This is a genomic window from Paraburkholderia guartelaensis (assembly GCF_004353905.1).
GTDB lineage: Bacteria > Pseudomonadota > Gammaproteobacteria > Burkholderiales > Burkholderiaceae > Paraburkholderia > Paraburkholderia guartelaensis.
On sequence record NZ_SMOD01000004.1, the window covers coordinates 38,288 to 64,173 of the forward strand.

At 66.4% G+C, this 25,886-nt stretch carries 21 protein-coding genes; 10 read left to right on the top strand and 11 right to left on the bottom strand.

Annotated elements, in window-relative coordinates; translation table 11 throughout:
* Positions 1 to 218: 218 nt before the first annotated feature.
* The 3 genes from E1N52_RS06480 to E1N52_RS06490 all read right to left on the bottom strand — a co-directional run bounded on the left by E1N52_RS06480 (position 219) and on the right by E1N52_RS06490 (position 6,450).
* A complete protein-coding gene (locus E1N52_RS06480) occupies positions 219 to 1,502 on the bottom strand; it encodes a cell division protein ZipA C-terminal FtsZ-binding domain-containing protein (RefSeq protein WP_133181289.1) in 1,284 nt (427 codons plus the stop codon).
* A gap of 144 nt (positions 1,503 to 1,646) precedes the next feature.
* On the bottom strand, positions 1,647 to 5,165 hold the full coding sequence (gene smc, locus E1N52_RS06485; protein ID WP_133181291.1) for a chromosome segregation protein SMC: 3,519 nt from the start codon (positions 5,163 to 5,165) through the stop codon (positions 1,647 to 1,649).
* Between the two features lie 169 nt (positions 5,166 to 5,334).
* The gene (locus tag E1N52_RS06490) at positions 5,335 to 6,450 is read right to left on the bottom strand and encodes a DMT family transporter (RefSeq protein ID WP_133181293.1); all 1,116 of its coding nucleotides are present in this window, start codon (positions 6,448 to 6,450) and stop codon (positions 5,335 to 5,337) included.
* Positions 6,451 to 6,761: 311 nt separating this feature from the next.
* On the opposite strand from E1N52_RS06490, the gene dapC reads away from it, so the two are divergent.
* The 6 genes from dapC (at position 6,762) to cls (ending at position 13,074) form a co-directional block, all read left to right on the top strand.
* A complete protein-coding gene (gene dapC, locus E1N52_RS06495) occupies positions 6,762 to 7,985 on the top strand; it encodes a succinyldiaminopimelate transaminase (RefSeq protein WP_133181295.1) in 1,224 nt (407 codons plus the stop codon).
* 82 nt (positions 7,986 to 8,067) lie between these two features.
* On the top strand, positions 8,068 to 8,895 hold the full coding sequence (gene dapD / locus E1N52_RS06500) for a 2,3,4,5-tetrahydropyridine-2,6-dicarboxylate N-succinyltransferase (protein ID WP_028204072.1): 828 nt from the start codon (positions 8,068 to 8,070) through the stop codon (positions 8,893 to 8,895).
* The gene (locus E1N52_RS06505) at positions 8,895 to 9,260 is read left to right on the top strand and encodes an ArsC family reductase (RefSeq protein ID WP_028204073.1); all 366 of its coding nucleotides are present in this window, start codon (positions 8,895 to 8,897) and stop codon (positions 9,258 to 9,260) included. Before dapD ends, E1N52_RS06505 begins: the two co-directional genes overlap by 1 nt.
* 125 nt (positions 9,261 to 9,385) lie before the next feature.
* Positions 9,386 to 10,525, top strand: a complete 1,140-nt coding sequence (dapE, locus tag E1N52_RS06510) for a succinyl-diaminopimelate desuccinylase (protein ID WP_133181297.1) — start codon at positions 9,386 to 9,388, stop codon at positions 10,523 to 10,525.
* Between the two features lie 33 nt (positions 10,526 to 10,558).
* A complete protein-coding gene (gene prmB, locus E1N52_RS06515) occupies positions 10,559 to 11,455 on the top strand; it encodes a 50S ribosomal protein L3 N(5)-glutamine methyltransferase (protein ID WP_133181299.1) in 897 nt (298 codons plus the stop codon).
* A gap of 176 nt (positions 11,456 to 11,631) precedes the next feature.
* Entirely contained in the window at positions 11,632 to 13,074 is a 1,443-nt protein-coding gene (gene cls / locus E1N52_RS06520; RefSeq protein WP_133181301.1) for a cardiolipin synthase, read from the top strand.
* A 24-nt stretch (positions 13,075 to 13,098) separates the two neighbouring features.
* Here cls and E1N52_RS06525 read toward each other — a convergent pair whose 3' ends face one another.
* Complete coding sequence (locus E1N52_RS06525; protein WP_133181303.1) at positions 13,099 to 13,581, bottom strand: glutathione peroxidase; 483 nt, start codon at positions 13,579 to 13,581, stop codon at positions 13,099 to 13,101.
* Positions 13,582 to 13,729: 148 nt separating this feature from the next.
* Between E1N52_RS06525 and E1N52_RS06530 the strand changes: the two genes are divergently transcribed.
* Positions 13,730 to 15,679: an ATP-binding cassette domain-containing protein gene (locus E1N52_RS06530; RefSeq protein ID WP_133181304.1), complete on the top strand. Its 1,950-nt coding sequence runs from the start codon at positions 13,730 to 13,732 to the stop codon at positions 15,677 to 15,679.
* 69 nt (positions 15,680 to 15,748) lie between these two features.
* Entirely contained in the window at positions 15,749 to 16,987 is a 1,239-nt protein-coding gene (locus tag E1N52_RS06535) for a CaiB/BaiF CoA transferase family protein (protein WP_133181306.1), read from the top strand.
* Positions 16,988 to 17,056: 69 nt separating this feature from the next.
* Here E1N52_RS06535 and E1N52_RS06540 read toward each other — a convergent pair whose 3' ends face one another.
* The 3 genes from E1N52_RS06540 to alr form a co-directional block, all read right to left on the bottom strand.
* Positions 17,057 to 17,320, bottom strand: a complete 264-nt coding sequence (locus E1N52_RS06540; RefSeq protein ID WP_042265827.1) for a DUF2866 domain-containing protein — start codon at positions 17,318 to 17,320, stop codon at positions 17,057 to 17,059.
* A gap of 141 nt (positions 17,321 to 17,461) precedes the next feature.
* A complete protein-coding gene (gene radA / locus E1N52_RS06545; RefSeq protein WP_069265603.1) occupies positions 17,462 to 18,838 on the bottom strand; it encodes a DNA repair protein RadA in 1,377 nt (458 codons plus the stop codon).
* A 16-nt stretch (positions 18,839 to 18,854) separates the two neighbouring features.
* Entirely contained in the window at positions 18,855 to 19,925 is a 1,071-nt protein-coding gene (gene alr / locus E1N52_RS06550) for an alanine racemase (RefSeq protein WP_133181310.1), read from the bottom strand.
* Positions 19,926 to 20,145: 220 nt separating this feature from the next.
* Here alr and lplT point away from each other — a divergent pair, with 220 nt between their 5' ends.
* Together lplT and thiD are read left to right on the top strand one after the other, a co-directional pair.
* The gene (gene lplT / locus E1N52_RS06555) at positions 20,146 to 21,456 is read left to right on the top strand and encodes a lysophospholipid transporter LplT (RefSeq protein WP_133181312.1); all 1,311 of its coding nucleotides are present in this window, start codon (positions 20,146 to 20,148) and stop codon (positions 21,454 to 21,456) included.
* A 116-nt stretch (positions 21,457 to 21,572) separates the two neighbouring features.
* Positions 21,573 to 22,379 (top strand): bifunctional hydroxymethylpyrimidine kinase/phosphomethylpyrimidine kinase, encoded by an 807-nt coding sequence (gene thiD / locus E1N52_RS06560; protein ID WP_133181314.1) that lies wholly within the window; start codon positions 21,573 to 21,575, stop codon positions 22,377 to 22,379.
* 16 nt (positions 22,380 to 22,395) lie between these two features.
* On the opposite strand, the gene E1N52_RS06565 is transcribed toward thiD, so the two are convergent.
* The 4 genes from E1N52_RS06565 to tsaB all read right to left on the bottom strand — a co-directional run bounded on the left by E1N52_RS06565 (position 22,396) and on the right by tsaB (position 25,730).
* Complete coding sequence (locus E1N52_RS06565) at positions 22,396 to 23,340, bottom strand: DUF1853 family protein (protein WP_133181316.1); 945 nt, start codon at positions 23,338 to 23,340, stop codon at positions 22,396 to 22,398.
* Between the two features lie 98 nt (positions 23,341 to 23,438).
* Positions 23,439 to 24,443 carry a uracil-DNA glycosylase gene (locus tag E1N52_RS06570; protein ID WP_133181318.1) on the bottom strand — a complete coding sequence of 335 codons (1,005 nt, stop codon included), beginning with the start codon at positions 24,441 to 24,443 and terminating at the stop codon, positions 23,439 to 23,441.
* Positions 24,430 to 24,924, bottom strand: coding sequence for a ribosomal protein S18-alanine N-acetyltransferase (gene rimI / locus E1N52_RS06575; RefSeq protein WP_069265597.1), 495 nt, complete (start codon positions 24,922 to 24,924; stop codon positions 24,430 to 24,432). Before rimI ends, E1N52_RS06570 begins: the two co-directional genes overlap by 14 nt.
* Positions 24,921 to 25,730: a tRNA (adenosine(37)-N6)-threonylcarbamoyltransferase complex dimerization subunit type 1 TsaB gene (gene tsaB / locus E1N52_RS06580; RefSeq protein ID WP_133181320.1), complete on the bottom strand. Its 810-nt coding sequence runs from the start codon at positions 25,728 to 25,730 to the stop codon at positions 24,921 to 24,923. Before tsaB ends, rimI begins: the two co-directional genes overlap by 4 nt.
* Positions 25,731 to 25,886 lie beyond the last annotated feature (156 nt).

Sequence of the window (25,886 nt, forward strand, 5' to 3'; positions counted from 1 at the left end):
GGCCATCTACGTGCGCCGCCGAACGGGCCTCGCCAGCGTCCTGGCCGAATGGCCAACACTGCGTGCGTCGCACTGATATCCAAGGCCAGCAGGGCGAGCTTGAATGCACTGCAACACGCGTGCCGATGTCCTCTGCGCTGTACCGCCCGCGCGTAAAAAAGGCGCGGCGCCCTTCCGGCGTCGCGCCTTGTCTGCTGGCCGCTTGCGGGCCTGCGGCGTTACTGGCTGAACAGTCGCCGCGTGGCCGGCGAGCCGGCCGGAATGCCGGCCTGCTCCAGCTTCGCGTAAAGCGTCATGAGTTGCTTGTCGATCGACTGCAGCACCGATTCCGGCAGAGGCCGGCGCTGGTCGTCGACCACGCGTCCGCCAATGCGCTCGGCAAGCGACTTCGCGTAATCGCACATCAGGCGGAACGGCAGGATGTCTTCGTCGGCCACGGGCACGTCGAGGATCAGCGTAATCAGCTCGCCGCCCTTGTAGGTAAGGTCGTCGCGCAGGAAGTTGGTGTCGCCGAACTGCAGCATGAAAACGGGGCTCTGCTTCGCGTCGAGCTTCACGAAACGCGTGCCGTCACGCGAAAGCAGCAAGCCGTCCTGCGCGGCCACGGCCTGCACGTAGTTTGCCGACCACGGCGCGCCATCCGACATCACGTTGACGGAAAGCTGTGCGTCGCATTGCGCCGCGAAGCCGTCCAGCTCGCGCGCCATGGCAACCGTCTCCATCATGTCCGGAAACTCGGGCGCGGCGTCGAGCGCGTCGGCGAATTGCTGCACGCCGGTCACGAATTCCGAGAACTCGAGTTCGTTCAGCGGGCCGTTGCGATTCGCGAGTTGCGCAGCCGCGCGCAGTTCTTCGTAGCGCACGCCGCTTTGGAGCAACTCCCAGCCGTCGCCCCCTTCGGGTTTGCCTTCGATGTGAACCGGCTTGCTGCCCGCGCGGCGCAGGCGCTGCGCAAACGGAATCACGCGCTCGCCCGCCACCGGCGCACCAAGCCGGATCGGCACGATGCAGTCGATCCGACGGTCGACCACAGCAGGCGGTGCCGAAGAGATCGTCGTCGCCGCCGGCATGACCGGCTCAATGCGCTCGGCTTCGTCGGCGTCGTCCTTCGCGGATTGCGGGGTACCCGCACTTACGGCCGGCGCCTTCTCAGCCGCCTCGTCCGCACCGGATTCGGCCTCCGGAAAGCCGTTGGGTGTCGTCGTTTCCGCCTGGATGTCGGCCGGCGTGTCGAGCGGCGCCGCGGTCCCGAAACCCGGCTCCACTCGCTCGGCTTCCGTGCTGCCCGCGAGCGATGGCTCGCGGCGCGACGGAGCATGCGCCGGTTCGATGAACGGACTCTGCTCCTGGAACTCGTCGCGCTGTGGCGCTTCGACCGCCTCTTCGGGCATCGGGCGCGGCATGCGCCGACGCACTCTCGCGCCCTGCCACGCGTTGTACACCACCACGCCCCCGACTACCACGGCGCCCGCGCCGATCAACCCGAGAGTCAACTCGTCCATGCATGCTCCATCAGCAATTCTTATTCGACGGCGCGCTCGTTGCATGCGCCGTTTCTCTGGCGAGCGCATTGCGCGCGGCGGCTGCCTCACTGATGGCGCCGCCGGCCGCGCAGCGCGCGCCGTCCGTTAGACCGTATAAATCGATTAGACCGTATTTTGGGCGAAACCCGCCGCAGTTTCCATGTCGACCGCGACGATGCGCGAAACGCCCTGCTCCTGCATCGTCACGCCAATGAGCTGCTGCGCCATCTCCATGGCGATCTTGTTGTGCGAAATGAACAGGAACTGTGTTTTGTCCGACATCGCGCGCACAAGGTTCGCGAAGCGCTCGGTGTTCGCGTCGTCGAGCGGCGCGTCCACTTCGTCGAGCAAACAGAACGGCGCCGGGTTGAGCTGGAACATCGCGAACACGAGGGCCGTGGCCGTGAGCGCTTTCTCGCCGCCAGATAGCAGGTGAATCGTCGAATTCTTCTTGCCAGGCGGTTGCGCCATCACCTGCACGCCGGCATCGAGAATCTCGTCGCCGGTCATGATGAGCTTCGCCTGCCCGCCACCGAAGAGGCGCGGGAACAGCTCGCCGAAATGACGGTTCACTTCGTCGAACGTGCCCTGCAGCAGCGTGCGCGTTTCCTGGTCGATCTTGCGGATCGCGTCTTCGAGCGTTTCGATCGCGCTCGTGAGGTCGGCCGACTGCGCGTCGAGGAAGGTCTTGCGTTCCTTCGCTGCAGCGAGTTCGTCGAGCGCGGCCATGTTCACGGGCCCAAGCGCCGCGATCGCATTGTTGATGCGCGTGACCTCGCCTTGCAGATACGACGGCTTCATATCGGCCGTGAGCTTTTCCTGCAGCGCGGCCTCGTCGACGCCTGCGGCCTGCAGTTGCTCCACGAACTGCTCACCGTTCAGGCGCGCGGCCTGTTCCTTCAGCTGAAGTTCGGTGATGCGGTCGCGCAATGGCTGCAGCGCGCGCTCCGCGGCGAGGCGCGTTTCATCGGCGGCCCGAAGCTTTGCGGTCAGGTCGTCGAGTTCGGCGCGCGCGGCGCGCAGCGTGTCTTCCTTCTGCGCGCGAATTTCCAGCGCGTCCTGCAGGCCCGTGTGCGCGGTCTGCTCGTTGATCGTTTCCAGTTCGGCGCGCGCGTCTTCGAGCGACGCGGCTACGCGTTCGCTCTGATCGTGCGCGACCTGAATGTTGCGCTTCAACTCTTCGATGCGGTTCGCCATGTTGCGCGCGGCAAAGCGCGCGTCGGCCGCCGCACGTTCGAGGTCGCGCGCCTGGTTGCGAGCCGCGCCGAGTTCCTCGTCGAGCGACTCGAAGGCGAGCTGGTTGTCCTCGAAGCGTGCCTGCAGTTCGGCGAGTTCCACGTCGTGGCGCTCGAAGTTCGCTTCCGATTCGGCCCGCAACGCGCGCTGCTCTTCGATCTGCGTGCGAATCTCGTCGAGCTCTTCGCGGATCTGCGTGCTGCGCGCCGTGTAGCGCTCATGCGCCTGGGTCAGCTTGAGCACATCCATCTGCAGCGCGTGCACGCGCTGGGTCGCGCGCTCGGCCTGCTGGCGCATGTCCGTGAGCACCTGGGCGGCCTGCGTGTGCGCCGCTTCCGCGCGCACGACAGCCGTGCGTGCCTCGTCGGCGAGCAGCGTCTGGGCGCGCACCTGGCGCTCGAGATTTTCGAGTTCCTGCTGGCGCGCGAGCATGCCGGCCTGCTCGGTGTCGGCGGCGTAGAGCTGCACACCCACGCGCGTCACCGTATGGCCAGCCTTCACGACGAACGCGCCGCTGCCTGGCAACTGCGCACGCTGGGCGAGCGCCTCGGCGAGATCGTTCGCGACGTAGGTCGAGCCGAGCCATTCGGTGAGCACCGCGCGCAAGCCCGCATCGTCGATACGCACGAGCGAGAGCAGCGGCGTGAGGCCCGCGGCCGCTGCAGGCGCCTGCCCCGCGGCCGGCGGCGAATAGAACGCGAGCTTGGCAGGCGGAGCATCGCTCGCGAATGCCTTCACCCAGTCGAGGTTCGACACTTCGAGCGCGGCGAGCCGCTCGCGCAACACCGATTCGAGCGCCGTTTCCCAACCGGCTTCGACGTGCAGCTTCTTCCACAGCCGCGGCAACGCGCCCAGTTCGTGACGTTCGAGCCACGGCTGGATCTTGCCTTCCGTCTGCACGTTTTCCTGCAGTTGCTTGAGTGCAGCGAGACGGGCTTCGAACTGGTGGATCTGTGCGTTTTCCGCCTGCACGCGCTCGTGCGCGGCGCGGCGTTCCGCGTCGAGGCGCGGCACCGTTTCCTGCGCGTCGGCGAGGCGCGCCTGCGCTTCGTGAAGGACTTCCTCCTGCTCGGCCAGCTGCATGCGCAGCTCTTCGAGCTGGGCTTCGTCCGGCGCGTCGAGGCCGCCTTCCTCCGACTTCAGACGCTCGTGGCGCTGCTGAAGCTGCTGAAGCATCTGGTCGGCGTTGCGTTGATGCGCGGCTTCGAGCTTGATGGCCTGCTCGGTGCGCGCGATGCCCGCGCGCTCGTCGTTCAGTTGCGCCTGTGCGTCGCGCCAGCGGTTTTCGAGCGCGGGCAGCGCTTCCTGCTTCGCCGCCGCATCTTCCTCGGCCAGCGCCGCCTTTTCCTCGGCGATCGCCAGTTGTTCTTCGGCGTCTTCGATATCGTCCTGCGCTTTCTGCGCCTGGACCTGCCATTGCTCGCGCTGCGCGGTCAGCGCGGCGATCTGCGCCTGCACGCGGTTGCGCGACTCGACGATGAACTTGATCTCGGCTTCGAGACGGCTCACCTCGGCGTTCGCCTCGTAAAGCCCGCCCTGCGCGCCCTGCATGGCGTCGCTTGCCGAGTAGTGAGCCACGCGCAGCGTTTCGAGCTGCGCTTCCACTTCGCGCAACTGCGCGGTATGGCGCTCCAGGTCGATCTGCGCCTGCTCGATCGCGCGTTGCTGACGTTGCTGCTCGCCCGCTGCCTCGTTCTTGCGCAAGAGCCACAGGAGGCGCTGCTTTTCCTCGCCCTCGGACTGCAGCTCGCGAAATTTTGTGGCAACGACCGCCTGACCCTCGAGCTTTTCGAGGTTGTTGGACAGCTCGCGCACGATGTCCTCGACGCGCGTGAGGTTCTCGCGCGTGTCGTGCAGACGGTTCTCGGTCTCGCGGCGGCGTTCCTTGTATTTCGAAACGCCCGCGGCTTCTTCGAGGAACACGCGCAGCTCTTCGGGCTTCGCCTCGATGATCCGCGCGATCATGCCCTGCCCGATGATCGCGTAGGCGCGCGGGCCGAGGCCCGTACCCAGGAAAATGTCCTGGATGTCGCGCCGGCGCGCCGGCAGGTTGTTGATGTAGTAGCTCGACGTGCCGTCGCGCGTGAGCACGCGCTTCACGGCGATCTCGGCATACTGGCCCCACTGCCCGGCGGCGCGGCCGTCCGCGTTGTCGAACACCAGTTCGACGCTCGCGCGGCTGCCGGGCTTGCGCGCGGTGGAACCGTTGAAGATGACGTCCTGCATCGACTCGCCGCGCAACTCGGACGCCCGGGATTCACCCAGCACCCAGCGCACCGCGTCGATGATGTTGGATTTCCCACAGCCGTTTGGCCCGACCACCCCGACGAGTTGGCCCGGAACCTGGAAATGCGTGGGATCGACGAATGATTTGAAGCCAGCGAGTTTAATCGAGGTCAGACGCACGGCGATATCGCTGTTTGAATAGTGGTGAACGGGACCGCCCGTGCCGTACGTCGCTTGCCGCCGCGCATCCGGTATCGATCGCGCGACGGCGGAGTGCGCACTGGGCAGCCGCCACGGCTCGCCGCACGAACGCGCATAGGCGCGTGCGGCCGGCGGGAATCAGCGGCAATCATACCATCGCACGCGCGCCATTCCGCGCGCGGGAAGGCCCTGGGCCCGTGCCGCCGCCTGCGTTGCCATTGCCGTTGCCGCCGCCGCCGTTGCCACCATTGCCATCGTCGCCGCCCGAGCCGTTGCTGTCGGCGTCGTCCGCGTCATCGGTACGGCTGGCGTCGGCGTGGGTCATGACGCTCGCATCGGCGCTCGCGTGCGCACCGCCCTTGCGCGCGTCCTGCGCCCGGTGCACCCAGCTCGACAGCAGGGAAGCTAGCACGATGCAGGCGCCGCCCGCCCATTCGCGCGGGCCCGGCGTCTCGCCGGCGAAGAGCCACGACGTGAGCGCCGTCACGACGATCTCGAACAGCATGATGATCGAGGCGCGGTTGGCCGGCACGCGGGCAAGCCCGTACTGGACGAGCATGTTGTTGCTGCCGAGCACGATGCCGAGCGCGAGCACGAGCAGCACGACGCGTGCGAGATGCTCGCCGGCCGGTGCGGCCGACATCGGCTCGAAACAGGAGGTCAGCAAGCCGAACAGCGCCGCGCCCGCGAAGATCACGGCGGTGCGCATCTCGGGCTTCATGTGCGGAAGCACGCGACTCGTCTTCACGACGAGAACGTTGCTCATCGCGAAACCCATGCCGCCGATGAGCCCCGCCCATTCGGCCGCGTTGGCCGGCAGCGGCACGCCGAGCCGCGGCGACCAGAGCATCAGCACCGCACCGAGCAGCGAAAGCGCCGCAAGCGCGCCGCCCGCCCAGTTCAGGCGCTCATGCAGGATGAAGTGCGCAAAGATCGCCGTCCACGCCGGGGTCAGATAAAAGAGCAGCAGCACGCGCATCACTTCGCCGTGGATCGCGCCCCACACGAAACCGACGTTGGTCACGCCCGCGGCGAGTCCGAGCATCGGCAGCACCCAGTGCCAGCGCACGGTCGCAAGCGAGCGCCAGCGCAGCACCAGCACGAAAAGACAGCCGGCCGCGCTCGTTGCAGCGCTCGAGGCCGTACCGGTGAGCCCGGCGGCCGCCAGCATGCGCAGTGGATACCAGACAAAACCCCATACGGACGCGCCAATCATGATGGCAAGCGTCGGCCAGGCGGCCCGCAAGCCCGTGCTCTGGCTCATTGCTCGCGCTTCCCTTGGCCCGGCCGCGCGTTCGCAGCGCCTGCGCTGTGGTTCGAAACGTCGTTCGAAAACTTCATGCTTTTCCTTTATTTCGTCGCCGGGCAAGCACCGGCGGCGCCAAGGCGGGATCCGGCCGGCGCCCGCACCAGCAGCGGCCCCACGCTATAATCGACCGGTTGCAGCCGCAAGGCCGCGCCGCGCATCCGTGTTTTTACGCCCAGCGCGGTGCAACCGGCTCGCCGGCCCGCTGTGGCCACCCGAATTCTGCGCGCCACGCCATCCGTCTTTCGCCCACGCCTGTCCAGCCCCAAGTGAATCCGCTACTCGACACCCTCCAGTCCTATCCCTTCGAAAAGCTGCGCGTGCTCTTCAAGGACGTCACGCCGAACGCCGGCCTGCGCCACATCAGCTTCGGGATCGGCGAGCCGAAACACCCCACGCCGGCGGTGATCCGCGACGCCATCGTCGCTTCGCTCGACGGCCTCTCGTCGTACCCGGCCACGGCGGGCACCCCGGCACTGCGCGAATCGATCGCGAACTGGGTGAAGGCGCGCTACGGGCTGCCGGCGATCGATGCGAACACGGAAATCCTGCCCGTCTCGGGCTCGCGCGAGGCGCTGTTCGCGCTCGCGCAGGCCGTGATCGACCCGACAGCGGGCGTGAAAGACCCGGCAAAGCGGGCGATCGTACTCTGCCCGAACCCTTTCTACCAGATCTACGAAGGCGCCGCGCTGCTCGGCGGCGGCGAGCCGTACTTCGTAAATAGCGATCCGGACCGCAACTTCGCCTGCGACTATTCGCAGGTTCCCGAAGAAGTCTGGGCGCGCACGCAACTGCTGTACGTGTGCTCGCCCGGCAATCCCACGGGTGCCGTGATCACGCTCGACGACTGGCGCGAGCTGTTCGCGCTCTCCGACCGCTACGGCTTCGTGATCGCCTCGGACGAGTGCTACTCGGAAATCTACTTCGACGAGGCCACGCCGCCGCTCGGCGGTCTCGAAGCGGCGCACAAGCTGGGCCGCGGCTTCGAGCGCCTCGTGATGCTGTCGAGCCTGTCGAAGCGCTCGAACGCGCCGGGCATGCGCTCGGGGTTCGTGGCCGGGGACGCCGCCATCCTCAAGCAGTTCCTGCTGTACCGCACCTATCACGGCGCGGCACTGTCGCCGGTCTGGCAATCCGCCAGCATCGCGGCCTGGGGCGACGAGGCGCACGTGCGCGAAAACCGCGCGAAATACGTGAAGAAGTTCTCGACCGTCACACCCATGCTCGCCGACGTGCTCGACGTGAAATTGCCCGACGCCGCGTTCTATCTCTGGGCCAACGTCGCGCGCACCGGCCTCACGGACACCGCGTTCGCCCAGCGTCTCTACGCCGACTATAATGTGACGGTTCTGCCCGGATCGTTCCTCGCGCGCGAGGCGCATGGCACGAATCCGGGTAAAGACTTCGTGCGCATGGCGCTCGTCGCCGACGTCGAGGAGTGCATCGAGGGCGCGCAGCGCATCGTCGAGTTCTGCCGCTCGCTCAAACCGTAAAGCCTTTTTCGTGCGCGCCGGGGTCCTGCACCTCGCGGCGCGCAACACCGCTTTCAACCATCAATCTCACGAAATCACCACCATGTCGCAACAACTTCAGCAGATCATCGACACCGCCTGGGAAAACCGCGCCGACTTCTCGCCCAAGTCGGCCCCGAACGACGTGCGCGAAGCCGTCGCCCACGTCATCGCCGAGCTGGACAAAGGCGCGCTGCGCTGCGCCGAGAAGAAGGACGGCGACTGGGTCGTCAACCAATGGGTGAAGAAGGCCGTGCTGCTGTCGTTCCGCCTGGAAGACAACGCACCGATGCCCGCCGGCGGCTACAGCCAGTTCTACGACAAGGTGCCCTCGAAGTTCGCCAACTACACGGCCGAAGACTTCGCCGCGGGCGGCTTCCGCGTGGTGCCGCCGGCCATCGCGCGCCGCGGCTCGTTCATCGCGAAGAACGTCGTGCTGATGCCGTCGTACACCAACATCGGCGCGTACGTCGATGAAGGCACGATGGTCGACACGTGGGCCACGGTCGGTTCGTGCGCGCAGATCGGCAAGAACGTGCACCTCTCGGGCGGCGTCGGCATCGGCGGCGTGCTGGAGCCGCTGCAGGCCAACCCGGTCATCATCGAAGACAACTGCTTCATCGGCGCGCGCTCGGAAGTCGTCGAAGGCGTGATCGTCGAAGAAAACTCGGTCATCTCGATGGGCGTGTACCTCGGCCAGTCGACCAAGATTTACGACCGCGAAACCGGTGAAGTCTCGTACGGCCGCATTCCGGCGGGCTCGGTCGTGGTCGCGGGCAACCTGCCCTCGAAGGACGGCTCGCACAGCCTCTACTGCGCCGTGATCGTCAAGAAGGTCGACGCCAAGACGCGCGCCAAGGTCGGCCTGAACGAGCTGCTGCGAGGCGACTGATGGCGAAGTCCGCCAAGACCGTTGTCTACGGCATTCCGAACTGCGACACCGTGAAGAAGGCGCGTGTGTGGCTCGAAGAGCACGGCGTCGAGTTCGAGTTTCACGACTTCAAGAAGGCGGGCGTCTCGAATGCGCTCGTCCAGGACTGGCTCAAGGACGTCTCGCTCGATCAGCTGATCAACAAGCGCGGCACGACCTGGCGCGGCCTGTCGGACGTGCACAAGGCCGAAGCCGACACGACCGCTGGAGCGATTGCGCTGATGATCCACAAGCCGTCGATCATCAAGCGGCCTGTCGTCGTGGTGAACGGCCGCGTGAAGACGCTCGGCTTTTCCGCCGACCAGTATGCGGAGCTGTTCGCTTGAGCGCCGCATGAGACCGGTGCGTCTGAACTGCTTTATGGCAGCTTGGGCGCACACGATCATGACAAGTTGTTGCCGGCCCCTGCTCCATCAGCGGCGCCGGCATTTTTATTGAAAGTGGTCTTTTTATGTCCGCCACCCTCGCCCTTACCGAAGCCCTGATCGCGCGCGCGTCCGTCACGCCCGACGACCAGCACTGCCAGCGCATCATGACCGAACGCCTTGGCGCGCTCGGCTTCGCGTGCGAAACGATCGAATCCAACGGCGTGACCAACCTGTGGGCCGTCAAACGCGGCACCGCGGGCGCGCAAGGTCCGCTGCTCGCCTTCGCGGGCCACACCGACGTCGTGCCCACCGGCCCCATCGAACAATGGAGCTCGCCGCCGTTCCAGCCCTCGCATCGCGACGGCGTTCTCTATGGCCGCGGCGCCGCCGACATGAAGACCTCGCTCGCGGCCTTCGTGGTGGCGAGCGAAGAGTTCGTGGCGGCGCATCCGCAGCATCGCGGCGCCATCGCATTTCTCATCACGAGCGACGAAGAAGGCCCGGCCACCGACGGCACCGTGAAGGTCGTCGAGGCGCTGCAGGCGCGCGGCGAGCGGATGGATTACTGCATCGTGGGCGAACCGACTTCGACGAATACGCTCGGCGACTGCGTGAAGAACGGCCGCCGCGGCTCGATGTCGGGCAAGCTCGTCGTGAAGGGTGTGCAGGGGCATATCGCCTATCCGCATCTCGCGAAGAACCCGGTGCATCTGCTGGCTCCCGCGCTCGCCGAACTCGTCGCCGAAAAATGGGACGACGGCAACGAGTACTTCCCGCCCACCACGTGGCAGGTGTCGAACATGCACAGCGGCACCGGCGCGAGCAACGTGATTCCGGGCCACGCCGATGTGATGTTCAACTTCCGCTTCTCGACCGCGAGCACGGTGGAGGGCCTGCAAAAGCGTGTTCACGCTATCCTCGACAAGCACGGCCTCGAGTACGACCTGCACTGGAGCGTGAGCGGCCTGCCCTTCCTCACGCCGCGCGGCGCACTCTCGAACGCGCTCGAAAAAGCGATCCACGACGAAACCGGCGTCACGACCGAGCTTTCGACCACGGGTGGTACATCCGACGGCCGCTTTATCGCGCGCATGTGCGAGCAAGTCGTGGAGTTCGGGCCGCCGAACGCCAGCATCCACAAGATCGATGAGCACATCGAAGTGAAATTCATCGATCCGCTCAAGAACGTGTACCGCCGCGTGCTCGAACAGCTGATCGCCTGACCGGCCAACAGAATACGCTCTGGAGTCCAGAACATGACCCATCCGCTAACCGCCACCTTCGCCACCGTGCGCGACCTGCTGCGCTACGGTGTCTCGCGCTTTTCGGCCGCGCAACTCGCGTTCGGCCACGGCTCGAACAACGCCTACGACGAAGCCGCGTACCTGATCCTGCACACGCTGCATTTGCCGCTCGACCTGCTCGACCCGTTTCTCGACGCGCGCCTCACGAGCGAGGAGATCGACAAGGTGCTCGCCGTGATCGAGCGCCGCGCGACCGACCGCGTCCCCGCCGCCTATATCACGCAGGAAGCGTGGATGCACGGCCTGCGCTTTTACGTGGATGAGCGCGTCATCGTGCCGCGCTCGTTCATTGGCGAGCTGCTCGCAGACGGCCTGCAGCCCTATGTGGAAGATCCCGAGCAGGTCACCGCGGTGCTGGAGTTGTGCACCGGCTCGGCGAGCCTTGCGATTCTCGCGGCGCACGCGTTTCCGAACGCCGACATCGATGCCGTCGATCTGTCCGCGCCCGCCCTCGAAGTCGCGCGGCGCAACGTGCACGAACACGATCTCGACGAGCGCATCGCCCTCTTCGAAGGCGACCTCTACGCGCCGCTGCCCGAGCGCCGCTACGACGTGATCATCACGAATCCGCCGTACGTCAACGCCGACTCGATGCAGGCGCTGCCGCCCGAGTACCGCCACGAGCCGGAAATGGCGCTCGCGGGCGGCGCGGACGGCATGGACATCGTGCGCCGCATCATCAAGGACGCACGCAACTGGCTCACCGACGACGGCGTGCTGGTGATCGAGATCGGCAACGAGCGCGAGAACGTGGAAGCGGCGTTCGGCGGCCTCGATCTCGTCTGGCTCTCGACGAGCGCCGGCGACGATCAGGTCTTCCTGATCCAGGCTTGCGACCTGCCGGTCTGATCGTCCTGCCCGTCGTATCCGCGCGAGCCGCGGCGCCCGTGCGCCGTGTCTCGCCGCGTGCAGGACCGGGACGATCGCCGTCGTCGCAGCGGGTTCGGTAAGATTGAGCCCTCCGGCCGTGCGCTTCCCGGCGCGGGCCGGTCCTGCGTCCGGCTGAAGGAGCGTCCCACGCATCTATGCGATTCGACTGGTCACACCTCGGCACGCTGCTCGCGATCATCCACCTGCTTGGACTGATCGCGGCGTGCCACGCCATCCTAAACACGCGCACCTCGCAAGGCGCGATTGCCTGGGCCGTCTCGCTCGCGACGATGCCCTACCTCACGCTCGTCCCGTATCTCTTTCTCGGCCGCAGCAAGTTCGCGGGCTATGCGGACGCGAGGCGCCTGCGCAATGAAACCTTGCGCTCGCGCGCCCACGCGCCCGACTGGGACAAGCTCGTCTCCGCGGGCGAATGGCCTGCCGACGAACTCGGCGTACGCGTGATCCGCACATTCGCGCGCCTGGGCGGCATGCCGCTCGTGCCGGGCAACGCCGTGCGCACGCTCGTGAATGGCGAAGCGACCTTCTCCGCCATCTTCGATGCGATCGAGCAAGCCCGGCACTACGTGATCGTGCAGTTCTTCATCGTGCGCGCCGATGCGCTCGGCGACATCCTCAAGGACCTGCTGCTCGACTGCACGAAACGCGGCGTACGCGTGTACTTCCTGTACGACAGCATCGGCTCGTTCGACCTGCCCGCCAGCTACGTGCACGAGTTGCAGGACGGCGGCGTGGAAGTGCACCCGTTCTCCACGAAGCGTCACTTCGTGAATCGCTTCCAGCTCAACTTCCGCAACCACCGCAAGATCGTCGTGGTGGACGGCCAGCATGCGTTCGTGGGCGGCCACAACGTGGGCATCGAATACCTGGGCGCGAATGCGCGCCTTTCACCGTGGCGCGACACGCATATCGAGTTGCGCGGACCGGCGGTCGCCAACGTGCAGTTCGCCTTCACCGAGGACTGGTACTGGGCCACCCAGCAGTTGCCCGGCTGCGAGCCGCCCACGGTCGTGCCGCGGGACGGCGACGACATGTACTGCCTTGTCTTGCCCACGGGGCCGGCGGACCGCCAGGAGACCTGCTCGCTCTTCTTCGTCGAGGCGATCAACGCCGCGAAAAAACGCCTGTGGATCACGACGCCCTACCTCGTGCCCGACGAAGCCGTGTTTTCGGCCCTACGCCTCGCAGCGCTGCGCGGCGTGGACGTGCGCATCATGATCCCGAGCCGGCGCGACCACTACGTGGTATTCGAGGCGTCGATGCTGTACGCCTTCGATGCGGTGCGCGCGGGCATCCGCATCTTTCGCTACAAGCCGGGCTTCTTGCACCAGAAGGTCGTGCTGATCGACGACGTGGCTGCGGCTATCGGCAGCGCGAATCTGGATAACCGGTCGTTTCGCCTGAACTTCGAGATCATGGTGCTGACCGTGCATCGCGGCTTCGCGTCCGAAGTCGAAGCGATGCTGCTGCGCGATTTCAACGAGGCATTCGAGATCGATCGCAGCGAGTATCGCGACGCGCCCGCGTGGCGCAAGATCACGATGCATCTCGCGCGGCTCTTCGCGCCGATTCTCTAGCGCGCCTGCGCCGCCAGGCTGCGCTCAGAGCTGCTTTTCGATGTCCGCTGCAATGGCCTCGGGCTTCGTCATGGGCGCATAGCGCTTCACCACATCGCCGTTGCGATCGACCAGAAACTTCGTGAAATTCCACTTGATGCCGCCGAGCCCGAGCAGCCCCGGCGCCTCGCCCGTGAGCCAGCGATACAGCGGATGCGCGTTCGCCCCTTTCACGTCGATCTTTTCGAACATCGGGAACGTAACCCCGAAGTTCTTTTCGCAGAAGCTGCCGATCTGCGCCGCGTCGCCGGGTTCCTGCTTGCCGAACTGGTTGCACGGAAAGCCGAGCACCGCGAGCCCGCGCGCAGCGTACTGGTCGTAGAGCGTTTGCAGGCCCGCATACTGCGGCGTGAATCCGCATTCGCTCGCGGTATTGACGATCAGGAGCACCTTGCCCGTATAGCGGTCGAGGCTCACCGGCTCGCCGCCGCCGAGCGGTTGCGCCGAAAACGAATAGATCGAAGTCATCTGGCTCTCCCGTGGAAAAGCGCCAGTCTACGTGAGAAAACGCACAATTAGCACTCGACCAGACGGCTAGCCGTTCGGCCAATGCCGGCCGAGGCACGCCACAGTTTAAAATAGCGCTTTCTTTCGTTTTCTTCCCGCCGGCGCCGTCGTGATCCGCTTCAACCAATTCAGTCTTGCCCGCGGCACCAAGCCGCTTTTCGAACAGACCTCGTTCACGCTGAACCCCGGCGAAAAAGTCGGTCTCATCGGCGCGAACGGCGCGGGCAAATCGACCCTGTTCGCCGTGCTGCGCGGCGAGCTGCACGCGGACGCCGGCGACTTCTCGCTGCCGCCGTCCTGGCGCATCGCGCACGTCGCGCAGGAAACCCCGGCGGTCGACCGCACCGCGCTCGACTACGCGCTGGACGGCGACGCCGCGCTGCGCGAAATCGAGGCCCGCATCGCCGCAGCCTCGGCGGCGCACGACGGCGCGGCCGAAGCCGAAGCGCACGGCGCCTTCGCCGACGCTGATGGCTACACCGCTCCCGCGCGAGCCGAAGCGCTGCTGCTCGGCCTCGGCTTCACGCTCGAGCAAACGCGCCAGCCGGTGGCGAGCTTCTCGGGCGGCTGGCGCATGCGCCTGAACCTCGCGCAGGCGCTCATGTGCCGCTCCGACCTGCTGCTGCTCGACGAGCCCACGAACCACCTGGATCTGGACGCGATCGTCTGGCTCGAAGACTGGCTGCACCGCTATCCCGGCACGCTCGTCGTGATCTCGCACGACCGCGAATTCCTCGACTCGATCTGCAACGTCACGCTGCATCTGGAGAACCAGCAGATCAAGCGCTACGGCGGCAATTACTCGCAGTTCGAAATCCTGCGCGCGCAACAACTGGCGCTCCAGCAAAGCGCGTATGAAAAGCAGCAGCGCACCGTCGCCCACCTGCAAAGCTTCATCGACCGCTTCAAGGCCAAGGCCACCAAGGCGCGCCAGGCGCAAAGCCGCGTGAAGGCGCTGGAAAAGATGGAGCTGATCGCACCGGCGCACGCCAGCTCGCCGTTCACGTTCGAATTCCGCACGCCCGACTCCGCGCCCAACCCCATGCTCGTGATGGAAGACGTGCGCTGCGGCTATCGGGCCGAGGACGGCCGCGAAACGCCGATCGTCGAGCGCGTCACGCTGTCGATCCAGAACGGCCAGCGCATCGGCCTGCTCGGTGCGAACGGCCAGGGCAAGTCCACGCTCATCAAGACACTCGCGGGCACGCTCGCAGCGCTCTCCGGCGAGCTGCGCACGGGCAAGGGCCTGCAAATCGGCTACTTCGCGCAGCACCAGCTCGAAACGCTGCGCCCGGACGACACGCCGCTCCAGCATCTCGCCCGTCTCGCGCCCGACACGCGCGAGCAGGAGCTGCGCGACTTCCTCGGCGGCTTCAACTTCCCTGGCGAGATGGCCACGGCGCCCATCGCGCCGTTCTCGGGCGGCGAGAAGGCGCGCCTCGCGCTCGCGCTCATCATCTGGCAAAAGCCCAACCTGCTGCTGCTCGACGAGCCGACCAACCACCTCGACCTCGAAACGCGCCATGCGCTGACCATGGCACTCGCGCAGTTCGAAGGCACGCTGATCCTCGTGTCGCACGACCGGCACTTGCTGCGCGCCACGACCGATCAATTCATGCTGGTGGCGAAGCACCGTCTGCAGCCGTTCGACGGCGACCTCGACGACTACCGCGACTGGCTGCTGCAACACGCGGCCGAGCAACGCGCGGCGCTCAAGGAGGCCGCTTCCGGCACGGCGGATGCGGCAAACGGCGCAAATGCTGCCGATGGCGTCAATCGCAAGGAGCAGCGTCGCCAGGAAGCGGAGCAGCGTCAGAAGGTTGCGCACCTGAAGAAGCCGTTACAGGCGAAAATCGGCAAGATCGAAAAAGAAATGGATACGCTCAATAGCGAAAAGAGCACGCTCGACGCTTTTGTCGCCGACCCGGCGAGCTACGAGCCTCAGCAGAAGAGCCGCCTGACCGATGCGATTCGCCGTCAGGCCGACGTCGCCTCGCGCCTCGAAACGCTCGAAGCCGAATGGCTCGATGCGCACGAGGAACTCGAGCAGCTCGGCTAAGGCTGCGTTTCGTTACCATCGCGCCGCTAACCGCGCTTTTCGCCAAGTCATTTCGCCAGGGAGCCACGAGTGTCGTCACCCGCCGCATTGCAGGGCCTTCGCGTACTGGATCTGACCCGCCTTCTGCCCGGGCCCGTGGCCACCTTGCGGCTCGCGGAAATGGGCGCCGATGTCCTGAAAATCGAGCCGCCCGGTGCGGGCGACGCGGCGCGCGTGATGATGCAAAGCGCGGTGGACGAAGTGGCCGCGCGCCCCGGTGCGTTCTATCGGCTCGTCAATCGCGGCAAGCGCGAAACGCGGGTCGATTTGAAGACCGAGAGCGGCCGCTCGGTGTTGTTCGCGCTCGCGCGCGACGCCGACGTGCTCGTCGAGAGTTTCCGGCCCGGTGTGATGGACCGCCTCGGCGTGGGTTACGAGGCCTTGCGCAAGATCAATCCGAAACTCGTCTACTGTGCGATCACGGGCTACGGTACGACCGGGCCGTTCGCCGGCCATCCGGGCCACGACATCAACTATGTCGCCTATTCGGGCGTGCTCGACCAATTGGCTACGCGCGACGGCGTGCCAGTGCTGCCCAATTTTCAGATCGCCGACCTGCTTGGCGGCGCACTCAGTGCGGTCACACAGATTCTCGCGGCGCTCTGGCATGTGGCGCGCGGTGGCGAGGGCCGTTTCGTCGATGTTTCGATGGCGCACGCGAGCTACGCGCACAACGTGGTCGCCCAGGTTGCGCTCGCCAACGACGACGCCGCGGCGCTGCAGCCGGGCGGCGGTCTGCTCAACGGCGGCGTGCCCTGCTACAACCTCTATCGCACGCAAGACGGGCGGTGGCTCGCCGTCGGCGCGCTCGAACTGAAGTTCTGGCAGACGCTGTGCCACGCCCTTGGCCGCGACGACTGGGCCGAGCGTCACTGGAGTCTCGGTCAGGCGATCGGCGGCGCGGATGCCGCCGCGCTCACGCGCGAGTTGGCGGCCATCATCGAGTCGGAGTCGCTGCAAACCTGGATCGACCGTCTCGAGGCGATCGACACCTGTGTTTCGCCCGTCCTCACGCCAGGCGAGGCTTCGCGCCATCCCCTCTTCAACGCCGAAGTGCTGCAAGCCATGATGGACGAAATGGCGGCGCGGCAAACGCAGCATCCCGCGCCCGGTATGCAGGCGGCGCCTTTTCAGCCAGGCGGTCAGCCGCAAGGCACGCATGCCGCTCAACCTGCCCGGCCGATCCAACCCGCCCAACCCGGCCAGGGTGCCGACACACCGGGTGCGCCTGGCGGCAAAAAACCCTTCACCTACGGACCCTGGGGCTAGCGCGCGGCGTATGCCGCATGACCGGTGAGCACAATGAAAAATGGGCGCTTTGCAGCGCCCATTTTTTGTTTAGCGGCGCGGCAGTGTTTGCCGCGGCGACCGCTCGTCGTCGTACATGACGTACTTGCGGCCTTCCACGTGGTGCGCAATGGTGCTGCGCACTTCGGCCGCCGTCACGTCTTCCGCCACGACGCGGCGCGAAATGCGCCCGTCGCCATCGATCCACTCGACGATGCGGCACGTGCTGCCCCAAGGTTGCATGAGCGGCTCTGACACCCGGCAGCCGCGCACGACGATCGAACGACCGCCGAAGGACGTATCAGTCTGTTTCAAGTCGCTATCCTTTCCGCTCGACACGGGTTGAACACCGCGCCAAGGATAGGGAAATCGCAGTCTGAAATGGTTACAGCCGGAACCAGGGTTGTTACTAATCATTACGCGCCAGTACAGGCCATTTGCACGGCCGCGGCGCGCTCAATCCAGCTCGCGTATCCGGTCGATCGCTTCCTCGAGGCGCTCCACCGCAATCACCTGTAAACCTTCGATCGGCTGTTTCGGCGCATTGGCGCGGGGAATCAGCGCGCATGAAAAACCGAGCTTCGCCGCTTCCTTCAGACGATCCTGGCCGCGCGGCGAGGGTCGGATCTCGCCCGCGAGGCCGACTTCGCCAAAAACGATCAGACCCTTGGGCAACGCCTTGTTACGCATCGAAGAGTGAATGGCGAGCAGCACGGCGAGATCCGCGGCCGGCTCCGTGATCTTCACGCCGCCCACGGCGTTGAGGAACACATCCTGATCGAAGCACGCGATGCCGGCATGGCGATGCAGCACCGCCAGCAGCATGGCAAGCCGGTTTTGTTCGAGGCCGACGGCGAGGCGCCGCGGATTCGGCACGTGCGCCGTGTCGACGAGCGCCTGCACCTCGACGAGCAGCGGCCGCGAGCCTTCCTGGGTCACGAGCACGCAGGAGCCCGGCACGCTCTGCTCGTGCTGCGAGAGAAACAGCGCCGAGGGATTCGCGACGCCGCGCAGGCCCTTCTCGGTCATCGCGAACACGCCCAGTTCGTTGACCGCGCCAAAGCGGTTCTTGAACGCGCGCACCAGCCGGAACGACGAATGCGTATCGCCTTCGAAATACAGCACGGTGTCGACGATGTGCTCCAGCACCCGCGGGCCCGCGAGGTTGCCCTCCTTCGTCACGTGGCCAACCATGATGATCGCCGTGCCCGACTGCTTGGCGATGCGCGTGAGCTGCGCCGCGCACTCGCGCACCTGCGCAACCGAGCCGGGCGCGGAAGTCAGCGCTTCGGAATAGATCGTCTGGATCGAATCGATGACCGCGACGTCGGGCTTCTCAGCTTCGATCGTCGCCTGGATCTTTTCGAGCTGGATCTCGGCGAGCAACTGCAGCTCGCTCGCCATGGAGCCCGGATCGAGCAGCGCCAATCGTTGCGCGCGCAACGCGATCTGCGCCGCCGATTCCTCACCGCTTACATATAGCGCGCGACGCTCGGCCGCGATCTGCGCGAGCGACTGCAAGAGCAGCGTCGATTTGCCGATGCCGGGGTCGCCGCCGATCAGCACCACGCCGCCCGCGACGAGGCCGCCGCCCAGCACGCGGTCGAACTCGCCCACGCCGGTCGTGAAGCGCGGCACGTCGGACGCCTCGATATCGGCAAGACGCCGCACCGGGGCGCTCTTCGCGAGCGACTGGAAGCGGTGACTGCTCGCCGTTTCGGCAACGCCTTCCACGAGCGTGTTCCACGCGCCGCACGCGGGGCACTGGCCCTGCCACTTGGGCGCCTGCCCGCCGCATTCGGTACACGTATACAGTGTCTTGACCTTCGCCATGCTCTTTGCCATGGCGTTATTCGGCCCGCACGGGAACACGCGGCGCAACGGCGCACATCAGCTCGTAGCCGATCGTGCCGCACGCTTTCGCGACGTCGTCGATCGGCAGATTGTTGCCCCACAGTTCCACGCGCGCGCCGACGCCCGCGCTGTGCACAGGCGTGAGATCGACAGTGAGCATGTCCATGGAGACGCGGCCCACCACATGCGTGAGCACGCCGTCGACGATCACGGGCGTGCCTTCGGGCGCGACGCGCGGATAGCCGTCGGCATAACCGCACGCCACCACGCCGATGCGCATGGGCTTGCGCGCCGTGAAGATCGAGCCGTAGCCAACGGTCTGCCCTTCAGCCACATGCTGTGTGGCGATGAGTTCAGACGCGAGCGTCATGGCCGGCTGCAAGCCTGTGCCTTCGAGCGCCGATGAGAAGCCCGAAGGCGAAGCGCCATAAAGAATGATGCCGGGACGCACCCAGTCGAAGTGCGTCGAAGGATGCCAGAGCGTGGCGGCGGAATTGGCGAGGCTGCGCGCGCCGGCAATGCCTTGCGCGCCGCGTTCGAACGTTTCCATCTGCTCGCCGACGCCGCGCGGCGTGTCGGCGTCCGCGAAGTGCGTCATCAGCGTGATCTGGCCGATACCGGCACAGGCACGTGCACGCTCCCATGCGGCGCGGTACTTCTCCGGCGTGTAGCCGAGCCGGTTCATGCCGCTATTCATTTTGAGCTGGACGTTGACCGGCTTCGAGAGACGCGCCATTTCGAGCATGCGCATCTGCTCATCGCTATGCACGACGGTCGTGAGGCTGTAGCGGTCGATCACGTCGATGTCGGTCGGCCGGAAAAAGCCTTCGAGCAGCAGGATCGGACCCGCCCAGCCGAGTTCGCGCAGCTTCACGGCCTCCTCGAGGTCGAGCAGGCCGAAACCGTCGGTTGCGCGCAGGCCGGGGAACGCGCGCGCAAGCCCGTGCCCGTAGGCGTTGGCCTTCACCACGGCCCAGATTTTCGACTTTGGCGCGTACTTGCGGACGACGGCGAGGTTATTGGCGAGTGCGGCGGTGTGAATCGTTGCTGAGAGGGGGCGCGGCATGGGAGATTTTTTCGCAAAGACGCTTTCGAATCAGGAGCTTACAGGGTGTTTTCAGCGCCCCGCAGGCCCGCCTGACGGGCGCTCAAGGATTGTGCTAGTCCGAATACACCTATTTTCGTGATATAAAGCCCTGCGCACAACCCATTTCGAACGTAATAAGCCCGGATGCCTCCCACCCGTCCGGGGCGGACGGACCGCAGCGAGGAAAGCATCGCATCAGATGAAAAAAGGCTTTTACACCATCATGGCCGCGCAGTTTTTTTCGTCGTTGGCCGACAATGCGCTCCTCATCGCTGCAATTGCACTGCTGAAAGATCTCCACGCCCCGAACTGGATGACGCCGCTGCTCAAGCTGTTCTTCGTCCTCTCCTACGTCGTTCTTGCCGCCTTCGTCGGCGCCTTCGCAGATTCCCGCCCCAAGGGCCGCGTGATGTTCATCACGAACACGATCAAGGTCGTGGGGTGCGCCATGATGCTGGCAGGCACCCATCCTTTGCTCGCCTATGGCGTAGTGGGTTTCGGCGCGGCGGCTTATTCGCCCGCCAAGTATGGCATCCTGACAGAACTGCTGCCGCCTGAGCGCCTCGTCGCCGCGAACGGCTGGATCGAGGGCACGACAGTCGGCTCGATCATCCTCGGTACCGTGCTCGGCGGCGCATTGATCAGCCCCCACATCGCCTCGCATGTGCTGCGCCATACGCCCGCCGCGATCAGCACACCCGCGGAAGCCGCGATGGTCGTCATCATGGTGATTTACGTGATCGCCGCCCTCTTCAATCTGCGCATTCCCGACACCGGCGCGCGCTATCCGCGCCAGCAGCATGGTGTCATCCGCCTCATCACCGATTTCGCCGACTGCTTCAACACGCTCTGGCGCGACAAGCTCGGCCAGATCTCGCTCGCGGTCACGACGCTCTTCTGGGGTGCGGGCGCGACGCTGCAATTCATCGTGCTCAAGTGGGCCGAAGTCTCGCTCGGCATGTCACTCTCCGAAGGCGCGGTGCTCCAGGCCGTGGTGGCCGTGGGCGTGGCGGCCGGCGCCATGATCGCGGCCGCGCGCGTGCCGCTCAAGAAGTCGCTCTCGGTGCTGCCGGTCGGCATCATCATGGGTCTTGCGGTCATGCTCATGGCGTTCTACACGCGCCATCTCTTTCCGCCGCATTGGGGGCTGCATATCGGCCACATGCGCGTTCCCGGCTACCTGATTTTTGCGTACATCTTCCTCATGGTCGTGGGCGGCCTTTCAGGCTTCTTCGTCGTGCCGATGAACGCGCTGCTCCAGCACCGCGGCCACGTGCTGCTCTCCGCCGGCCACTCCATCGCCGTGCAGAACTTCAACGAGAACCTCTCGGTGCTCGTGATGCTGTGCCTCTACGCCGTGCTCGTCTGGCTCGACGTGCCGGTGACCATCGTGATCGTGCTGTTCGGCACGTTCGTCTGCCTGATGATGTGGCTCGTGATGCGCCGCCACCAGGCGAATCAACGCTCATTCGACTCGGTCGCGCTGATCGGCGAAAATCACAGGCATTGATGGGCGTGCCTGTGCGCACATAATCCGGCCGCCACGTCTGCTGAATCGATCCTTTCCTGCGCACGCGCGGCACGTCTTGTCGACCCGGCCGCGCGCGACGCGCATCTGACGCTGCCATGACTTCACCGATTTTCAACGTTCTCACGATCGCCGGCTCCGACTCGGGCGGCGGTGCGGGCATTCAGGCCGACCTCAAGGCGTTCTCCGCGCTCGGCGCGTACGGCGCGAGCGTCATCACGGCGCTCACCGCGCAGAACACGCGCGGCGTCACCGCGATCCACGCGCCTGACGCGGCTTTCGTCACCGCGCAACTCGACGCCGTGTTCGACGACATCCGTATCGACGCCGTCAAGATCGGCATGCTCGCCAACGCGCAGATCGTGCGCGCCGTCGCCGACGCGCTGCGCCGCCATCAGCCGCTGCGTGTCGTGCTCGACACCGTGATGATCTCGAAGAGCAATCACGCCCTGCTCGCGCCCGAAGCCGTCGCTGCGCTGCGCGAGGAACTGCTGCCGCTAGCGGGTGTCGTCACACCGAATTTGCCGGAAGCCGCGGCGCTACTCGGCGTGCCGCCCGCCGCAGACGAGGCCGCGATGGTCGAGCAAGGCGAAGCGCTGCGCGCGCTCGGTGCGCAGGCTGTTCTGATGAAAGGCGGGCATCTGGGCAGCGCGGACAGCCCCGACTGGCTCATCGAAGCCGGCGGCTCGCTGCGCCTGGGCGGCCCACGCGTGCCGGTCACGAATACGCACGGCACGGGCTGTACCCTTTCTTCCGCGATTGCCGCATTGTGGCCGCAGCGCGGGGCGCTCGCCCCGGCCGTCGGCGAAGCCAAGCAGTATCTGACGGCGGCGCTCGAAGCCAGTGATCGGCTCGACGTCGGTCATGGCGTCGGACCCGTGCATCACTTCTGGCGCTGGTGGTGAGCGTGCTCTCGCGCGCCTATTGACGTGCAAATGCCGCGGCGCGCGCAGGCCAGTCGTCGGGAACGATGAAGCCGCGCGACTGTTCGCGGTAGCCGCCTGCGCTGTCGGCCGTGAATGCCGCGACCAGCACGGGGTCGTCTGGTCGGGCTAGCGCGTCGACTAGCGCATTGGGATCGATCGAGGGTGCAGCCGCCAGCCTGCGCGGCGCGAGCCACGCGAGCCGCGGTAACACGCTCCAGCCACCGGCCGCCTGTTGCGCGGCGAAGGCCGGCCAGTCCGAGCGCGTCACCCACCAGCCGCGCCCATGATCTGCGGCCAGCTCGGGGGCATCTTCCACTCGTGACGGCGCCGCCTCTCCGGCCCGGTAGAAAAGCCAGCCTTTCACGAACATCTGCGCGAGCCACTGGCCTTCGTAACCCAGCGAGGCGAATTCTTCGCGCGCGCTCAAACGCAGTTGACGGTCGCGCAGATGCGTGAGTTTCAGATCGAAGCGATCGCGCAAATTCGGCCCGACGAATTCGGCGAGCGATGCACGTGCGTCATCGCCCGGCCCTGCGTGCAGGTAGCACTTCACCGCCAGTTCCCAATGCAGGCGCTCTCCGGCGCGCGTGCGCACGAGAAAATCACATTCGCCGAGCGTGAGGCCCGCACGCCGCACCGGCACATTCTGAGCGACGAGCTGTGCCGCAGGGCCGTTCGCGAGAAACCATCCCAGCAAATTTTCGGCATAGCGGCCGAGGCGATGCGTCGGCGCGGCCATGAGCGCTTCATGCAGCCGCGCAGGATCACGATCGAGTTGCGCGAGCCAATCGCGCGTGGCGCGCGCTTCGTCGGCATCGGCGCACCATTGCGCCAATGGCGCGAGCGGTGGTTGCGCACGCAACAGATCGGCGCTGTAGAGCAGCCACGCGAGATCGCGCACGGCTGGATCGGCGAAACGATCGAATACGTCGTGGTTCATGCAAGTACCGGGCACGCGCTCTGATCCGGCATCAGCTTGCGGCCCGCCGTCGCCCCCGGCACATTTGGCGCCGGATACGTGCGCGGGCCGCGCGGCGTTCATCGCTCGCCGCCGGAGGCCGCACGCCAGGTGTCGCGAGCGAGACAGAGGTCGGTCCAGGCCTTCGCCTTGTCGTGCAGGCTGCGCAGCAAATAAGCGGGGTGATAGGTGACGATGACGGGCACGCCCTCGTACTCGTGGACGCGTCCGCGCAGCGATGCGATGCTGCCATCGGTCTTGAGCAGGCTCTGAGCCGCGAAACGCCCGAGCGCGACGATGATCTTCGGCTTCACGAGCGCCACCTGACGCTGCAGATACGGCTCGCAGCGCGCGACCTCGTCGGGCTCCGGATTGCGGTTGCCAGGCGGCCGGCACTTGATGACGTTCGCGATATAGACGTTCTCGCCACGGGCGAGCGAGAGCGCGCGCAGCATGTTGTCGAGCAGCTTGCCGGCCTGGCCGACGAAGGGCTCGCCCTGGCGGTCTTCGTTCTCGCCGGGCGCCTCGCCGATCAACATCCAGTCGGCCTCGCGATCCCCCACGCCGAACACGGTGTTGGTGCGCTTCTCGCATAGACGGCAGCGCGTGCACGAGGCCACGCGTTCGGCGAGCGCGTCCCAGTCGAGCGTCGCGACATCGTTGCGCGGTGCGCCGCCAGCCTCGGCCGGCTCGGCATCGTGTGGCGGCACCGGCTGAGCCACCGAGTCGAACCACGCGAAATCTTCGTCGGTGAGGGGCGGCGGTTCGTCGGATGAATGCGAAGCGGGCTTCGACGGCGAAGCGGCACGCGCGACGGGCTGCGGCGGTTGCGAGTGCTCCGCGGCTGCCGGTTGTGCTTCATGTGGCTGCGGCGCAGCGACCGGACGCGTCGATTGCACGACCGCGACCACCGACACCACCGGCGCTTCGGCTTCGGCTTCGGCTTCGGCGAGCGTCACCGCGGACGACGGCGCAACGGCCTCATCTTCGCGAGCCGCTTCGAGCGGCGCTGCGCCTCGCGCGGCTTTGCGCACCCAGCGCGGTGCGAGCCCAAGCTCCTCCAGCGCGATCTCATCGAGCGACATCCGCGCCCTCCCCTGCAAAAGAAAAACGCATCACGAGTGCGTCCTCGCGGCTGTGATGCCGGGCCGGATAGTAGTTCTTGCGACGGCCGATCGTGACGAAGCCGAACTGTTCGTAGAGCCGGATTGCCCGGTGATTCGAAGGCCGAACTTCGAGCAGCAAGCCTTCGAGACCCTGCGTGCGCGCAATACGCACCGCCTCGCGCAGCATGGCGAGCCCCGCGCCCGCCCCCTGCGCCTGAGGCGCGACACACAGATTCAGCAGATGCATCTCGTCGACCACGGGCATCAGCACGCAATAGCCGATCAGCGTGCCGGTGACGTGGCGCATGCACAGCCCGTAGTAGCCGTTGCGCAGCGAGTCCTCGAAGTTGCCGCGCGACCACGGAAACTCATAAGCGGAACGCTCGACGATTGCGACTTCGTCCAGGTCGCTTTCGGTCATCGGCGACAGGTAGCGGTCGGTCATGAGCACGCCGCTCATTGCGCGCCCTCTCCGCCTGCGCCACCGTGAGCGGCGGCCTTCGCGGCCAGGCGCTCGGCCGTGGTCTGCGCGACCTTGTTGCGCACGTATTCGGGCGCGGCCTGGTCGGCGGGTTGGGTGCGGCCCGCGCGGTACGCGCGCAACGCCGCGTGCGCCAGCGGCAGCGCATGTGGGAGCGCCTCGGCGTCGATCGTGCGCGCGGTGGCGGCGGCCGTCAGGCGCGCGCCAAACGCGGCGGCGGCGTTGCCCGCCAGCGTGAACGGTGTATCGGGCGCGGCGATATGCTCGGGCGAATCGAGCGATGCGGCCTGCAGCGTGCGCCAGTCGCCGGCTGCGGCATCCCACTCGTAGTCGGCCCAGTAGGCTTCGTCCATGCGCGCGTCGAGCGCGGCCAGCACGCGGGTCGCGGCGGGATCGCGCAGCCGCGCGCTCTCGGCGCACACGAGCAGCGTGCCGACCGGCACCACCGGGATATCGAGGCCGAACGCGAGGCCCTGGGCCACGCCCGTCGCCGTGCGCAGCCCCGTGAAGGAGCCCGGGCCCGCGCCGAATGCAATCGCGTCGCAGTCGGCGAGCGTGAGGCCGGCTTCGTCGAACAATTCGCCAATGGCGGGCAGCAGCCGCGTGCTGGAGACGGCGCCCGTGGCTTCGTGGCGAACCCAGACGCTGACTTCGGAGCGCGATGCGGGGGTGGTCTCGCCGCCAGTGGAGGGAGAACGATCTGCGCCGCCAGGGGCGACGCAAAGCAGCGCGACCGAGCAATATTCGGTCGAAGTATCGAGGGCAAGCAGCACGGTTTCGGTCATGAGCGCTATTGTAATGCCCCGCCCCTCCCGCGGGCCCACGGCTCTCGCCAACTGGCGGATGCGCGGGCTTCATGGCCGCTTTGGGCTCATCCGTGCCCGGCGCAAATGGAGGAATCGCTCCAGCTTTTCCGCGGTTTGCGCTGCTACCATCGGCGC